Source organism: Acidithiobacillus acidisediminis, assembly GCF_023277115.1.
GTDB lineage: Bacteria > Pseudomonadota > Gammaproteobacteria > Acidithiobacillales > Acidithiobacillaceae > Igneacidithiobacillus > Igneacidithiobacillus acidisediminis.
On sequence record NZ_JALQCS010000001.1, the window covers coordinates 2304641 to 2319273 of the forward strand.

Annotated in this window: 13 protein-coding genes and 1 pseudogene; 7 read left to right on the top strand and 7 right to left on the bottom strand. The window is 57.9% G+C overall.

The annotated features are described in order from the left end of the window. Positions 1–57: 57 nt before the first annotated feature. The 4 genes and pseudogenes from M5D89_RS11605 to M5D89_RS11615 form a co-directional block, all read right to left on the bottom strand. Positions 58–996, bottom strand: coding sequence for a phospholipase D-like domain-containing protein (locus M5D89_RS11605; protein WP_248885958.1), 939 nt, complete (start codon positions 994–996; stop codon positions 58–60). A 247-nt stretch (positions 997–1243) separates the two neighbouring features. Beyond that, positions 1244–1456 (bottom strand): annotated as a pseudogene (locus M5D89_RS11610) (transposase); the annotation flags it as partial. After that, the gene (locus M5D89_RS14280; RefSeq protein WP_283103195.1) at positions 1444–1569 is read right to left on the bottom strand and encodes a hypothetical protein; all 126 of its coding nucleotides are present in this window, start codon (positions 1567–1569) and stop codon (positions 1444–1446) included. The pseudogene M5D89_RS11610 and the gene M5D89_RS14280, both read right to left, overlap by 13 nt. 504 nt (positions 1570–2073) lie before the next feature. Beyond that, positions 2074–2979 (bottom strand): hydrogen peroxide-inducible genes activator, encoded by a 906-nt coding sequence (locus M5D89_RS11615; RefSeq protein WP_248885959.1) that lies wholly within the window; start codon positions 2977–2979, stop codon positions 2074–2076. A 129-nt stretch (positions 2980–3108) separates the two neighbouring features. Between M5D89_RS11615 and katG the strand changes: the two genes are divergently transcribed. Further along, on the top strand, positions 3109–5298 hold the full coding sequence (gene katG / locus M5D89_RS11620; RefSeq protein ID WP_248885960.1) for a catalase/peroxidase HPI: 2190 nt from the start codon (positions 3109–3111) through the stop codon (positions 5296–5298). Between the two features lie 150 nt (positions 5299–5448). Further along, positions 5449–6246 carry an EcsC family protein gene (locus tag M5D89_RS11625; protein WP_248885961.1) on the top strand — a complete coding sequence of 266 codons (798 nt, stop codon included), beginning with the start codon at positions 5449–5451 and terminating at the stop codon, positions 6244–6246. Here M5D89_RS11625 and M5D89_RS11630 read toward each other — a convergent pair. Beyond that, positions 6228–7397: a TDT family transporter gene (locus M5D89_RS11630; protein WP_248885962.1), complete on the bottom strand. Its 1170-nt coding sequence runs from the start codon at positions 7395–7397 to the stop codon at positions 6228–6230. The genes M5D89_RS11625 and M5D89_RS11630 overlap by 19 nt on opposite strands. A gap of 114 nt (positions 7398–7511) precedes the next feature. On the opposite strand from M5D89_RS11630, the gene M5D89_RS11635 reads away from it, so the two are divergent. Genes M5D89_RS11635 through hflD form a run of 5 tightly spaced genes read left to right on the top strand, consistent with a single transcriptional unit; the run spans position 7512 to position 13116 of the window. After that, complete coding sequence (locus M5D89_RS11635) at positions 7512–8408, top strand: LysR family transcriptional regulator (protein WP_248885963.1); 897 nt, start codon at positions 7512–7514, stop codon at positions 8406–8408. Next, positions 8405–9103: a DNA/RNA nuclease SfsA gene (sfsA, locus tag M5D89_RS11640; protein ID WP_248885964.1), complete on the top strand. Its 699-nt coding sequence runs from the start codon at positions 8405–8407 to the stop codon at positions 9101–9103. Before M5D89_RS11635 ends, sfsA begins: the two co-directional genes overlap by 4 nt. Positions 9104–9125: 22 nt before the next feature. Further along, positions 9126–9935, top strand: a complete 810-nt coding sequence (gene map, locus M5D89_RS11645; RefSeq protein ID WP_248885965.1) for a type I methionyl aminopeptidase — start codon at positions 9126–9128, stop codon at positions 9933–9935. A gap of 59 nt (positions 9936–9994) precedes the next feature. Next, positions 9995–12457, top strand: coding sequence for a [protein-PII] uridylyltransferase (gene glnD / locus M5D89_RS11650; RefSeq protein ID WP_283103160.1), 2463 nt, complete (start codon positions 9995–9997; stop codon positions 12455–12457). Beyond that, the gene (gene hflD, locus M5D89_RS11655) at positions 12448–13116 is read left to right on the top strand and encodes a high frequency lysogenization protein HflD (protein ID WP_248885966.1); all 669 of its coding nucleotides are present in this window, start codon (positions 12448–12450) and stop codon (positions 13114–13116) included. The genes glnD and hflD overlap by 10 nt, the downstream gene beginning before the upstream one ends. Here the strand turns inward: hflD and M5D89_RS11660 are convergent. Together M5D89_RS11660 and rluB are read right to left on the bottom strand one after the other, a co-directional pair. Continuing rightward, positions 13099–13785: an endonuclease III domain-containing protein gene (locus tag M5D89_RS11660; RefSeq protein WP_248885967.1), complete on the bottom strand. Its 687-nt coding sequence runs from the start codon at positions 13783–13785 to the stop codon at positions 13099–13101. The two genes, hflD and M5D89_RS11660, sit on opposite strands and share 18 nt — an antisense overlap. After that, positions 13782–14618, bottom strand: coding sequence for a 23S rRNA pseudouridine(2605) synthase RluB (gene rluB / locus M5D89_RS11665; RefSeq protein ID WP_248885968.1), 837 nt, complete (start codon positions 14616–14618; stop codon positions 13782–13784). Before rluB ends, M5D89_RS11660 begins: the two co-directional genes overlap by 4 nt. Positions 14619–14633: the final 15 nt, after the last annotated feature.

Consider the following 14633-nt stretch of genomic DNA (forward strand, 5'->3'; position numbering starts at 1 on the left):
CCAGTAGCCGTCTCTCATTGTACCGCGAAATCAATATTCTCCCTACAAACGAAGTCTTTAGAACCGCGAAAACCAGCCCTTGGCCTTGGCTACCAAGCCACCAACGCCACCACCAGCCATCTTCCAGTCCTGATTGAACTGCGCTTGCAGATTCCCGATGTCGCTCCCGTTCAGCAGCAGGCCCATCTCCCGGTTCTGCTCCAGACTGGTCTGGGTGAAGTTCTCGGAACCAATGAAAGCCAAGGAACGTCCCACGATCATCTTGGCGTGCATGTAGATGGGGCTCTTGGGCAGCAGGCGAACCTGACACCCATGCGCCTTGAGAAAGTCCACATCGCGTTGATCCGCGCTATTGATGCTGGCCGGCAGTATCAGCCGAAGATCCTTGCCCTTCGCCGCCAGGGCATCAAGGATCGGGCGGTAGGGGCCAAGCTCTTCCGACTCAACACTGATCGGTCCTGGCTGATTGATGACCTGCAATAACTGTCCGGCTGAACTCCCGGGAGAAACGACGAGAACTCGATGCGCATAGGCTGGCGCCCTGCGGTTGTTCCAGTCGGCATTGAAAACAGCGTTCGCCGCCTGCACCACGGCGCGGTTGCTCGTGACATAGAGATACTCCCGGTTCTTGTGGAATGCGGACCAATCGAAGTTGGCGGTGCCAACCTCGCATTCATGCCCGTTGCAGACGTACTTTGCGTGCATGAAGGCGTAATGGTCACCATGGCTGGTGAAACGGTACGGGGCCAATTTGAGAGTGGCTCCCGTGGCCTGGATGGCCCGCTCCTCGCGCCGTACCTGCCAGGGTTTCATGCCATAAGGTTTACCCTCTATGATGACGCGCACGTCCACGCCCCGCGCGTGAGCAGACTGCAAGGCCCGAAGGATCGGTTTGTCGGACAGGTAGTAGACTTCCAGACTCACTTCCCGCCGCGCCTGCTGGATCACCTGGATGATCGGCGCAGGACCGGCTTGTGGTTCAATGTACATTGGCATCAAAAACCTCTCTTAATCATGGCAATCCCCAGTATCATCAATCAGATCAAAAGGAATGCTCAAGAACATAAACATCCCACAGAGAAAAACGGCAGCCCCTAACAGACTGCTGAAAAACCGAGCGATAAAATCCACTTGGCGTCTATTGTTCTCGAAAAACGCATCTTGAGGACAGTTCTGGACGGCTTTTGTGCGGTTTTTCTGGTCAATCTGCCCGGTTTCCCGAACTCTGGACGCAGCACCCCCATCACGCCACCCCCAGTCGTGCCATACGCACCAGATTGTAGGCGGTGGACACCAGGGTGAAGTGCAGCCCCACCCGTTCCAATCCACGAAATCGCGTTTTGCGCATCCCGCCCACGGTCTTCATCCACCCAAAGATCGACTCGATCCGCTTGCGTACACGAATGCTGATGCTGTACCCGACATGACGGGTAGTGCGGCCATCTACCGCGGATCCCTTGCAAGGCCCGCGGCAATACCGTGGAACGGCATAGGGAACGCAGAGGCGTTGGCAACGGCGGAAATGGCAAGGGCAAACATGCCCGCGGTGATGGCAGTAGTCTTGGTCATAAAAACTCCATGTTGTCGATGAAAGGTGCTTCTCTACCAAAGCTGGTATAGCAACCGGTCATGGCGCGAAACCCGCTTCACCGATAGCGCGGATTGTCTCGTCAAAGGGTTTTGGGGATGGAGTGATATGCGGATCCGGCCTGTGCCAGACTGTGCCATATTTGTACCATGCACAGCGCGTAAGTGCCTGTTTTGTGGTCTTGAGTGACAGGATTTCGCCGTTGGCAGACGGGCTAACCTGTTGATAAATAAGATATTATATTAGCAAATCACCGATTTGTAATCAGAAGGTCACGAGTTCGATTCTTGTTGCCGGCACCAATAATAACAAATAACTACTCCAATCTCTTTTAAATCATTTCCCTGCCCGTAGACACCTCGTAGACGCTTGGAGCCCAATTCGTTCTGTCAGCGTGCAAGGCAAGATACGGCAGCGACAGTGAGGATCTCTCCCCCTATCGAACTTATCGTTATCCACACTCCACGGCAGATTGAGGCAGCAGCTCAGATCACTTCCACTCCCTGCGGTAAATTCGCTTGGAGAATCGCGGCAAGTTGGTCGAAGATTTCAGATGTCGGGGCACGTCTGCGCCAGACCAGGGAAATGGTCCTTCCCGGCCCGGGCTTGGTGAATGGCCGGATTTCCAGACTATTGCAGCGAGCACCAGACTGATCTGGAACGGCCAGTGCTGGCAGCAACGTTAGGCCGATGCCAGTGCACACCATTTGGCGCAACGTCTCCAAACTGGTCGCACGCACCTCTTCCCGCTCGCTCGAGTACCTGCCGCAGATCTCCAGCAGTTGATCGCGCAGGCAGTGGCCTTCGTCGAGCAACAGTATGTTCTCGTTGAGGATGTCAAGGACAGTCAGGGTATTGCGTGCCCCGAGCCGGTGCCCAGCTGGCAGTGCCACATAGAATGATTCCTGGAAAAGTGACACTACTTGCAACTGTTCATCCGTTACCGGGGTCGCCAGCAGACCGGCATCAAGCTTGCCCGTGGTGAGATTTTCAAGAATCTGGGAGGTCAATTCTTCGCGCAAGAGAAGACGCAGGTTGGGACACTGCCCATGGACCACGTTCAGGGCATGGGGCAGATAGTAGGGAGCAAGAGTCGGGATGACCCCCAATCGCAGCGTTTGAATCACCGGGCCGTGTGCCTGCTTGCAGCGCTTACGGATATCCTCAGCCTGGGCAACAACATGGCGTGCGATAGGGAGGATTTCGCGCCCGATGGGGGTAAGCGCCACGTGTTTCAGGCTGCGATCAAACAGTGTCACCCCGAGAAAGTCCTCCAGTTTCTTGATCTGGGTGGACAGCGTAGACGGGGTGATGAAACAGGCCGCAGCAGCCCGGCCAAAATGCCCGTGATCCGCCAGTGCGACCAGGTATTTCAGTTCCTGCAGTGTCATACGTAATCGTTAGATATTATCTAACACCTCATTCTAAATGTTTCACAATACAACATAACACGGACGACCTACACTAAAAATGCCCTGTAGCGGGATAACCATCAAGACATCTGTAGAGGAGTGTATGCCATGTCCGAGAGTCAATGCCCCTTTCACGTCACCAGCGCCAGTGGTGATGCCCCGAGTAACCATGACTGGTGGCCGAATCAACTGAATCTCAAAATTCTGTCCCAGTTTTCGTCCAGGTCCAACCCCATGGGCGAAGACTTCGACTACGTGAAGGAATTTGCGTCCTTGGATTATGCCGCGCTAAAGAAGGATCTCATGGCGCTGATGACTGACTCGCAGGACTGGTGGCCCGCAGACTACGGAAATTACGGACCGCTGTTCATCCGCATGGCCTGGCATGGCGCTGGTACCTATCGCGTTGGCGATGGCCGTGGCGGTGCCGGCGGCGGCCAACAACGCTTCTCACCCCTGAACAGTTGGCCGGATAACGTGCTGCTGGATCGGGCACGGCGTTTGTTGTGGCCGATCAAACAGAAGTATGGACGCAAGATCTCTTGGGCTGACCTCATGGTGCTGACGGGCAACGTCGCAATGGAAAACATGGGGTTCAAGACCTTCGGATTTGGTGGCGGACGTGCCGACCAATGGGAACCGGACGAGTCGGTGAACTGGGGGCCAGAAACCACCTGGCTGGATGACCAACGCCATGGCACGGATCCTGCCAAGTTCGACAACCCCCTGGCGGCGGTGCAGATGGGGCTCATCTATGTGAATCCGGAAGGTCCCGGTGGCAAGCCTGACCCGATCGTTTCTGCACAATTGGTGCGGGAAACCTTCGCCCGCATGGCCATGAACGACTATGAGACCGTGGCCCTGACGGCTGGTGGCCATACCTTCGGTAAGTGCCACGGCAATGGACCGGTGTCCCATGTCGGCCCAGCCCCCGAGGCAGCACCGATCGAGGCACAGGGCCTGGGGTGGATCAGTACCTACAAGAGTGGCAAGGGCGGCGATGCCATTGGCAGCGGCCTCGAGGGTTCCTGGACGCCTACCCCCACGCAATGGGACATGAGCTATTTCGACGTTTTGTTCGGCAGTGAATGGGAACAGACCGTATCCCCGGCAGGTGCGCACCAATGGACACCCAAGGTGAATACGGATCGGAATATGGCACCCGCCGCCGCGGATCCGACGCGGAAAGTGCCGATCATGATGACCGATGCCGACATGGGCATCCGCTATGATCCCGAGTATGCGAAGATCGCCCGACACTTCCAGCAGAATCCCGAGGAATTTGCCGATGCCTTCGCGCGCGCTTGGTTTAAACTCACCCATCGCGACATGGGACCAAAGACGCGCTACCACGGTCCGGAGGTACCTAAGGAAGACCTCATCTGGCAAGATCCGATCCCGGCAGTGAATCATCCCCTCGTCGACACGAGAGATGTCGCCAATCTCAAGGCACAGATCTTGGCGAGTGGGCTGTCAGTATCTGAACTGGTGTACACGGCCTGGTCGTCCGCCGCAACATTCCGCGGCTCGGACAAGCGGGGCGGTGCCAATGGCGCCCGTATTCGTCTGGCCCCGCAAAAGGACTGGGAGGTCAACCAACCGGCACAGTTGAGCAAGGTCTTGGCCACGCTGGTCGCGCTGCAAGCGGACTTCCATGGCTCAGCGGACTCTGGCAAAAAGATCTCCCTTGCCGATCTGATCGTGCTCGCGGGCTGTGCGGGCGTGGAGGAAGCGGCGAGGAGGGCTGGTCACGCAGTGACCGTACCCTTTACTCCAGGTCGTATGGATGCCTCGCAGGAGCAGACGGACGTCGCCTCCTTTGCGGTGCTGCAACCGGTGGCCGACGGCTTCCGCAACTACCGTAGCCATCGGCACCCAGAAGTACCTACCGAGGCGCTGTTGGTGGATAAGGCGGAACTGCTGACCCTTACCGCACCGGAGATGACGGTATTGCTTGGTGGCCTGCGCGCCATGAATGCCAACTATGGAGCGTCGCAACATGGGGTATTTACTACCCGTCCGGGCACCCTTAGTAACGACTTCTTCGTCAATCTGCTCGACATGGGCAACGAATGGAAACCGATGACGAATGATCCGAACCTGTTCGAACTGCGGGATCGTAAGACGGGTCAGGTCAAATGGACCGCGACTCGGGCGGATCTCATCTTTGGCTCCAATTCCCAGCTGCGCGCTTTAGCAGAGGTGTATGGGAGTACAGATGCCCAGGAGAAGTTTGTGCAGGATTTTGTGGCGGCATGGGTAAAGGTCATGAATTTGGATCGTTTCGATCTGGCCTGATTCGTCGTCTCCGGACACGGAAACGTAGGCCTCTTCGCGCCAGATGTTCCTCCAATCTCGCGTGCAGATTAACACTGCGCTCCACCTGCGCTAGAGTAATTGGGAGTCCAAGAACCCATCCCTTTTCACCAGCCTGGGGGAGTGATCCAGATGGCACAGATTCAACGAATCCTGACCACAGAGGATGAAGCCGAGCTCCGGGCGGCGCGGCGGATTCTGGATAATCCGGGACTGGCGGCGCGCCTGATGGATATGCTGGGCACGCCGATTGAGCTGGGGTTGAAACGTCTTCCCAGTCAATGGCATGAGAAGCTCGGTCGCCTGACCGAGCAAGCCCTGCAGAAGGCTGCGGATGCGGCTCTGTTCTCTCTTGACGACGCGCCCTTTCGTAAAGCATCAACACGTTGGCACAAGGCCGCCGTAGCGACTTCGGGTGGTGTTGGTGGGCTCTTTGGCCTGTCTGCCCTGGCCATCGAGTTACCCATCTCCACTACCATCATGTTGCGCTCCATCATCGACATCGCCCGCAGCCAAGGGGAATCGATCAGCAGCGCCAACACGCGGGCTGCATGCCTGGAGGTCTTTGCCATGGGCAGCCCGCATAGTCGCGAGGATGATCGCGCGGAAGCAGGCTATTACGCGACACGCTTTGCTTTGAGTGGCTTCATTGCGGAAGCCAGCAAAACCGTTACTGGAAGCGGTGGCGCTGTGTCGAGCGCGGCACTGGCGCTATTGCTGCGCAAAGTCGCAGAGCGTTTTGGTGTAGCAGTGACAGACAAAGCGATGGCACAGATGATTCCAGCCGCCGGTGCAATCGGCGGCGCGACGATCAATACCATCTTCATTACCCATTTTCAGGACATGGCGACGGGTCATTTCGTCATCCGCAAACTCGAGCGCAAGTACGGCGAATCATTGATCGCTGAGGCTTACCGCGCCCTTACCTGACGCTGCTGCCCAGAAGAGATGGAACACGATGTGGGCAGACCCGTCTCTTCCGATAGACAAGGGGCACGGAATAGCTGACCGGTCCACATGCCGAGAAAGCTCTTGCGCGTAACCACGATCCAGAAAAACGCGAGCAGGATGGTGAAGATCGCGCCTAGAGGCGCAAAAATCCAGAACCCCGTTTTATCCGCTAGCAGATAGGTTGCTGCATTAAAAACGCCAAGGGGGAAGGTAAAGCCCCACCAGCCCATATTGAAGGGCAATCCTTCGCGCAGATAGCGTAAGGTGAAGAATATCGCCATACACATCCACCACAAGCCAAAACCCCAGAGAATCAGGGCTACCATCAAACCGGCCATTTGCGCAAACTGTGCCATTTGCGCAAGCGCGCCATGAAAACTGGCAAAATCTGCATTACCCAAGGTGATCATGGCCATGGCGCCGGTGCCCAAGGGACCAAGAGTCAGCCAGCTCGAAACCGCCATATCCTGATGCGGCAATTTGTGCAAGGTAAGGCGAAGCAACAGAATGGCCAGGATGCCCATCGCTAACAAGACGGAAATGGACCAAAGAATATAGCTCATGTAAATAACGTTTTCCGCTGCTCCCACCGCCAAGTGCGGTGCCAGCAGGCCCCCACTCGCCGCAGCAACCTCCGGTGGAACGATGGGTAGGAGCCACGCAGCAGTCATTCGCTCCATGCTATGCTGATGGCTGGTAAACATGAAATACGGCACCAGCAAAACCGAAATCAGGGCCAAAAAAACATCCACCCACCAAAACGCCGTCGCGACCGCAAGACTCGCAGTACTGAGGGGCCAGATGATGAAAAATCCATTGATGATGGTGGCGAATCCCATCGGGATGGCACCGATGAACAGCGATTGCAACGGATGGTCAAACAGTCGGCGAAAATCGCGAAAGTAAAAGACTGCCCGGCTCAAAAAGAGTAGGCTGAACAACGCAAAAAAGAAGCTGTTGATGCTCCACAATACCTGAGCCAAGTCCTGCTGGCCCCAGTGCTCGTAGGGAAAGAGCGCCAACATCAGAGCCAGAATACCCGTGCCCATGTTGGCCGTGAACCAGTTGGGTGTAAATTGACGAACGATTTGGCGCGGATCATTGCCCGGCGCAGCAGAGAGAAAGCCCATTGGCAGCTCCAGTCAACGATTGGACGGGAACATTCTATAGCCGATAATATATCAAATCTAATTCATATATTTTACGTTAATGATTACTTATCCTAATTTCATGAAGGTTTGCTCATGGATCGACGCCTTGACCCCAGCCTGCTGCTGATCTGGGCACAGGCCGCTCGCGCTGGCAACCTGCATCAAGCCGCGGAGCGCCTCTTTCTCACCCAGCCGGCAGTTTCCCATCGTCTCAAGCTGTTGCAAGAGCGAGTGGGTGAACCACTCTATCGCCGCACCCATCGCGGCATCAGTCCTACCCCCATGGGCATCGCCTTGTGGCGCATTGCGGAAAGGATTGAGGTGGCTGTTGCGGAAGCCAGCAACTTGTGTACCGACAGTCAGGGGCTACTGACAGGCACAGCGCATCTTGCTGCGAGCCAGAGCAATGCCGAGGTATTACTACCCCGTGTTCTGGCACAATTCCATCATACCTACCCAGCCATTCACCTGCAGGTCTGCTCATTGAATAGTCGCCAGGCGCGGCAGAGCAAGGAGGAATATGATCTGGTCTTTGTGGAGGATGATCTCCCGGCGACGGAGCAGGGCGTCTGGGTACAAGAGACCCTGGTCGAAACCGAGATCGACCTGATCGTGCCCGCAAACCATCCTTGGGCACACACGGAAACAGCCATTACCCTTGAAGATCTTGAAGCTGCGGACCTCATCTGGCGCGAACCCGGCTCGGGTATTCGCGAGGCCGTTCTGCAAGCCAGCAAGGCAGCGGGCATCTCCCTGGCCATTCGTTACGAGTTCAGCGGCCTCGCTGCAATTCGGGAGGGGGTGCGCAGCGGCCTTGGTTTTGGCTTTGCCTCCCGCTACCACGCCAATCTTGCTGCCGACCTGCGTCTGCTCCCCCTCTCGCCTCCCATTCCCCATCGCCTCTCGGTGCTGCACCGCACGGATGCCAGCCCGGCCACCCTCGCCCTCTTGCAAACCTTGCGCAGTCACCTGCAGACTGCGGAGCCATGAAATTACCTCCGCTAACCCCGGCGCGCCTGTTGCGTCGATATCAACGCTTTTTGGCCGATTGCGAGCTTGCGTCTGGCGAAATCGTGCAGGTGCACTGCCCGAATCCCGGCAGCATGCGCAGTTGTGCCGAACCTGGCCAAGCCGTTCTGCTGTCCTGGCATGGCGAGGGCAAACGGAAGCTGCCCTGGACCTGGGAGCTGTATTGGAGTGGCGCCAGTTGGGTGACGATCAATACCCAGCGCCCCAACGCGGTGGTGGCCGAAGCGCTGCAGGAGCAGCAAATCGCCGAACTGCGAGGCTACGCCACCCTGCGCAAAGAGGTGTCGTATGGCATGCGAGAGCGGGTGGATTTCCATCTGAACGACCCAGATCGTGGTCAGGTATTTTTGGAGGTGAAGTCCTGCACCCTACTGGATGAGGACGGGGTGCTCCGTTTTCCCGACGCCCGCAGCACCCGCGCCCTGCGGCATCTGCACGCCTTGGAACAGGAGCTCCGGCACGGACACCGCGCGGTCATGCTCTTTTTGCTGGGCCGTGAAGATGGCCGAGGTTTCGCCCCCGCTGACACAATCGACCCCGAATATGGCACCGCCCTGCGTCGTGGGCGAGACCTGGGTATCGAAATCCTTGCCTACCGCAGCCGGGTCAGGCCTGATAGTATAGAGATCAGCAACGCGGAACCCTTACTCTTTTGATTTATCCGCGGAAGGAGTCCTGATGTTACGCCGAGCCCAAACCCGTCCCCCCGTCGTCATCCACAACGCCGAAGAGATCGAGAAGATGCGTGTGGCAGGACAGCTCACCGCCATGGTCCTGAAGATGATCGCCGGTCATGTTCGTGCAGGAATCAGCACCGGAGAGCTCGATCGCATCTGCCATGAGTATATCGTCGACGAGCTGCAAGGCATTCCTGCGCCCCTCAACTATCAACCCAGCCCCGAATATCCCCCCTTCCCCAAATCGGTCTGCATTTCCGTCAACCATGTGATCTGTCATGGAATTCCGGGGGACCGGATCGTAAAGGAGGGGGATATCCTCAACATCGACGTAACCGTTATCAAAGACGGTTTTCATGGCGACAGCAGTAAGATGTTTCTGGTGGGTGATGTGCCCCTCAAGGCGCGGCGGGTCGTGGAAGTAGCGCACGAAAGCATGATCCGCGGCATTGAGGTCGTCCGCCCTGGCGCCACCCTGGGCGACATCGGCCATGCTATTCAGAGCTATGCCGAGGCGCAGCACTGTTCTGTGGTCCGGGAGTTCTGCGGTCACGGTATCGGGCGCAAGTTCCACGATGAGCCGCAGATTCTGCATTATGGTGAGCCTGGCGCCGGCCAAAGCCTGGTCGCTGGGCAGACGTTTACCATCGAACCGATGATCAATGCGGGTAAACGCCATATCAAGGCCCTTCCGGATGGCTGGACCATCGTGACCAAAGACCACAGCCCATCGGCACAATGGGAGCATACGGTCTTGGTAACGGATACCGGCTATGAGGTCCTCACCCAACTGCCCGGAGATCCACTCTGAGGAGTGCGGGATCACCCTCCGCGATACTATCCGCGCTCTCACCAGCCAGCGCGGAGGTCCTGCGGCCACCCTTTGCGAATCTGGGAAGCCCAACGCAGCGTCTGCGGCAATTCGCCAAGGGCACGGATCGCTATCTCCGCACCCTTTGGCAGCAATTCGCTCCCCCCCCGGGTCTCGCCCTCATCGCCGTGGGTGGCTACGGTCGTGGGATGTTGTTTCCCTTTTCCGACCTCGACTTGCTGCTATTACGCCAGCCAGACTGCGCCGCCGATGATTTCGTTACCCGATTTCTGACTGCGCTCTGGGATCAAGGACAGCAGGTGGGGGCGTCTCTGCGCACGGTGGCAGAAACACTGGACGTTGCACGGGGCGATCTGAGCATTGCGACAACGCTGTTGGAGCGACGACTCGTGGCCGGCGACCAAGCGCTCTGGCGTGAGCTGCAACAACAACTGCAAGAACATCCGCCGTGGTCCATCAATGCCTTTTTTGCCGCCAAGGTTGCAGAACAGGACGCGCGCCATCGCCGTTTTCGTGACACTGCGTATCATCTGGAACCGCAAATCAAGGATGGCCCCGGAGGGTTGCGGGACGTACATCAGCTCCTGTGGCTAGCGGGTCAGATTTGGCACCGGCCCGAACTTGCAGTCCTTGCTCAGGTTGGAATTCTGGACGCAGCCGACTTGCGTCGTTTGCGCGCCGCAGAGGGCTTCCTCGCCAGCGTGCGGGTGGCGCTCCATCAGCGGAGTGGTCGTGCGGAAGACCGCCTACGCCTGGAATTGCAAGAGAGCATTGCGGGCGATCTGGGCTTTCGCAGTGGGCGTAACCGCAGCGCCGCCGAGCGCCTGATGCAGCGCCTCTATCAGTCCTTTGCCCTGATTCAGGGCTTGGCTGCGGTGGCGGAAGAAGAAATTGCCGAATTTCTCGCCACCGGCACGATCCACAACCATGTCGTCGAGCCGGCTGAATCGCCCAGCGCCCTGCTGCGGCATTGGACGCAATGCGCCAGCACGGACCAAGAACTATCCGCGCAGGCATTACACGCGGCACGGCGCCAACAGCCACTGTGGAATCCGCAGTTGTTCAGCGATATCGGTTTCCGCGCGACGTTTTTGCAGGCCATCGTCGATCCACTACGGGCCAGCCGAGTGCTTGGCTGGTTACACAAGGCAGAGCTCCTGGGGCGTATTCTTCCCCCGTTTCGCCGTATTAGCGGCCTCATTCAGCATGACCTTTTCCACGCCTATACCGTGGATCAACATACCCTCTTTCTCATCGGTCAACTTGCCGACCTGTGGCGCCATACCGAGGGACGGGCATTGCGCAACGCCTGGCGGGAGATCGACCAACCCGCGTATCTCGTGCTTGCAGGTATTTTTCATGATATTGGCAAAGGACAAGGGGGCGATCACTCACACATTGGTGCGCGCGCCTGGCGCAGCTTTGCTCGGCGCCTGCAGATTCCTGAAAGTGAACGGGCCCTCGTTGCCTGGCTGGTCGAAGCGCATCTACAAATGTCCTCGACCTCGCAACGCCGTGATCTCGATGACCCCGAGACCATCCATCAATTCGCGCAGATTGTGGGTACACGCAAGCGACTTGCGCACCTGTTTCTGCTGACGGTAGCGGACATGCGCGCTACCAACCCTGACCTTTGGAATAGTTGGAAGGCCAGCCTGCTGTATAAATTGTATGAACGTACAGATGCGTTTCTCGCTTCCGGCACCACGCCGGATGATCGTTTAGAGGCCGCACGGCAATGCATGCATCGGCTCGGAGAGGAGTTCTCTGCAGAGCAACGCGGGGGACTGGAGCGCTTGTGGCGCGCCCTACCCGCTGGCTATTTTTTACGCTACGACAGCGAAGAGCTGCTCTGGCAAGCGCAGGAAATCCTGCACCGCGAGACAGACTATCGGATTGCGATTCGCCCACACCGGCTGCAGGGGGAGCAGATCTTCATTTTTGGACCAGACCGTCCAGCGCTCTTTCAGGACATCGCCGGAGTACTTGATCGTCATTCCTTGAGCATTTTGGACGCCCGCATCGATACCAGCGACAACGGTCTGGCCCTCGACACCTTCCAAGTACTGGATGAGACCCGGGCGTTCCAACGTTCGACCGCCGCCCACGCCGAGCTTGCCGACGAACTGAGTGCAGCACTCAACGCTGGACTGTGCAGCGCCCCGCGCTTTGGCTTACGTCATCACGACGCGCGTCATCGCTTTTTTTCTGCGGTGCCGCTGCACCTCCATCTCGACAATGCCGCGCTCCTCGACGACACGCTGCTCGAACTGCACAGTTCCGACCAGGTGGGGCTACTCTATTCGGTCGCTGCGGTGATTGCACGCTTAGGCTTTAGCGTGGTGGGGGCTAAAATTTCCACCTTTGGCGAGCGCGTGGAGGACACCTTTTTTATTCGCAATGGCAAGGGCGAAAAACTCAGCCGGCGAGAACGACAAGTGTTGCAAAGCACACTGGAAGAACGATTACGCGACCTGAACGGCAGTCACTCATGCCATTGATCAACCCTCTCTTACCGGATCCCCGACGCTTGTCGGACCGCTGCCTGGCCTTGGCCGGTATGCTGCGTGCCGCCCTGGAAGTTCAGGAAGTTGCACGCCGCGGACGCAGCGATAATCATCTCTTGCTGCTGAGCATACAAAGTATCCTCGCCATTGATGCGCGGGATAGCGTCACTGCAGTAGCCGGTCTGGAGGGACTACAGCGACCGCTGCAGGCGCTCTGCCCGCTGTTGCACCGTGGCCCAGGGCAGGCAGATGAGGCCGAGATCCTGCGCTATACTCTATCGCTGGCCAAGTTGAGTGGGCGATTACTGCGCAATCAAAAGGCGCTGGGCCGAGTACAGCGGGGAATCGAACAGGCGCGCCGCCAGGTGGATCACTTTGGCGAACTGCTCCACCCCAGCGTCCTAGCCGGTCTTGCCGATACCTACGCCGAGGGCATTGGCACCCTCTCCCCCCGCATCATCGTCTCCGGCGAGAGTCGTTTCCTTACCCGAGATGAGGACACGACCCGCATCCGCACCTTATTGTTGGGTGGAATCCGCGCCGGAGTACTGTGGCGTCAATCCGGCGGAAAGATCTGGACGACGCTACTGGAGCGACAAAAGTTATGTGAATGCAGCCGGGATTATTTGCGGCAATTACCTGGGCATGGCTGATCGCGCATAAGCACAATGACTGACAAGTGGGCATTGCGTACAGCGTGGTCGCTTCGGTCGGCAGCATTCCTTGCCCAACGTAACCAGTAATGCATGGAACTCATTGCGAATACTCGCGTCCTCCGCTGGCAAATTACGCTCTATGCTTGCCTGTAAGGATGCGTACGAGACGTTTTCGTCTACCCAGCCCAAGCGACTGCCAATCCTTCGGGTATAGGCATCCACCACCATGATCGGCAGACCCAGGGCGTAGAGCAGTATCGAGTCTGCGGTCTCTTCCCCTACGCCATGCACCTGGAGCAACCGTTTGCGTAACTCCGCAACCCCAGCCCGTTCGCGCAAATGCCGCGGTTCCTCCGCACAGCCCTCTGCCAGCAGAAACTGGCACAGGGCACGCAAACGACGGCCTTTGACGCGATAGTACCCAGATGGACGCAGGCATGCTTCGAGGGTCGTATCATCGCTGTCGAGAATCGCTTGCACCGAAAGAAGCTTGGCGCTACGCAGTTGCGCGATCGCCTTCTCGACATTCGTCCAGGCGGTATTTTGGGTCAGAATGGCCCCCACCATTACCTCGAAAACTGTCTCAGCAGGCCACCAGTGTTGCGTCCCCCACTGCGCTCGCAGCTGCGCATACAAGCATTGCAAATCGCCGGGCTTCGTAGTCATCGGTTTCTTGGTGTCCGACGGATGCGGCGATCCCCTGTACTTTTCGCTGCGGGGCTTGGGCGCCGCGGCGTCACGGTTCGCGCTGCCACCCCCTCTTCCTGCCAGTCGACCTGGGCAAAGAGCAGGTCACGCTCCTCATCGGGTAATTCCTCAAAATAGCCACTCTTCAGGTGCCGTGGCATATCAATCGGCCCATAGCGCACGCGTATCAAGCGACTGACAGCCAGATTCAGCGCGGCGAAGAGGCGGCGCACCTCGCGATTCCGCCCCTCTTCCAGAGTAACGTGATACCAATGGTTTGCTCCTTCACCGCCTGCATCTTCAATTTCCAGAAATTTGGCGGGACCATCCTCCAAGTTTACGCCCGTGCGAAGTTGATCGATCTGCGCCTCGCTCAGGCGCCCAAGCACGCGCACCGCATACTCGCGCTGCAGGCCATGGCGCGGGTGCATCAGGCGGTTGGCTAGGTCGCCATTATTGGTGAGCAACAACAAGCCCTCGGAATTGAGATCGAGACGTCCGACGGAGATCCAGCGGCTCGCCCGCAAACGGGGCAAGCGATCAAAGACCGAGGGCCGACCTTCCGGATCACGACGACTGCAAATCTCCCCTGCGGGTTTGTGGTAGCGCAGGATACGCAGTCTGCCCTGGGTCCAAGACGGAACCTGCAGCGGTTTGCCATCCACCAGAATCTGCGCACGCTCATCAACGCGATCCCCGAGCTTGGCGATTTGTCCGTTGATGCTGATGCGGCCGGCCGCTATCCACTCCTCCAGCGCCCGGCGAGAACCCAATCCATAGCGTGCCAAAACTTTCTGTAACTTTTCGTCCATTGCTTCTGCCTCCCG

Bases quoted from the DNA above. Each gene is read 5' to 3' on its own strand.
- M5D89_RS11630 (WP_248885962.1), bottom strand. From the start codon at position 7,397: ATGGGCTTTCTCTCTGCTGCGCCGGGCAATGATCCGCGCCAAATCGTT.
- katG (WP_248885960.1), top strand. From the start codon at position 3,109: ATGTCCGAGAGTCAATGCCCCTTTCACGTCACCAGCGCCAGTGGTGAT.
- M5D89_RS11605 (WP_248885958.1), bottom strand. From the start codon at position 996: ATGCCAATGTACATTGAACCACAAGCCGGTCCTGCGCCGATCATCCAG.
- map (WP_248885965.1), top strand. From the start codon at position 9,126: ATGTTACGCCGAGCCCAAACCCGTCCCCCCGTCGTCATCCACAACGCC.
- M5D89_RS11660 (WP_248885967.1), bottom strand. From the start codon at position 13,785: ATGACTACGAAGCCCGGCGATTTGCAATGCTTGTATGCGCAGCTGCGA.
- M5D89_RS14280 (WP_283103195.1), bottom strand. From the start codon at position 1,569: ATGACCAAGACTACTGCCATCACCGCGGGCATGTTTGCCCTTGCCATT.
- M5D89_RS11625 (WP_248885961.1), top strand. From the start codon at position 5,449: ATGGCACAGATTCAACGAATCCTGACCACAGAGGATGAAGCCGAGCTC.
- M5D89_RS11635 (WP_248885963.1), top strand. From the start codon at position 7,512: ATGGATCGACGCCTTGACCCCAGCCTGCTGCTGATCTGGGCACAGGCC.
- sfsA (WP_248885964.1), top strand. From the start codon at position 8,405: ATGAAATTACCTCCGCTAACCCCGGCGCGCCTGTTGCGTCGATATCAA.
- hflD (WP_248885966.1), top strand. From the start codon at position 12,448: ATGCCATTGATCAACCCTCTCTTACCGGATCCCCGACGCTTGTCGGAC.
- rluB (WP_248885968.1), bottom strand. From the start codon at position 14,618: ATGGACGAAAAGTTACAGAAAGTTTTGGCACGCTATGGATTGGGTTCT.
- M5D89_RS11615 (WP_248885959.1), bottom strand. From the start codon at position 2,979: ATGACACTGCAGGAACTGAAATACCTGGTCGCACTGGCGGATCACGGG.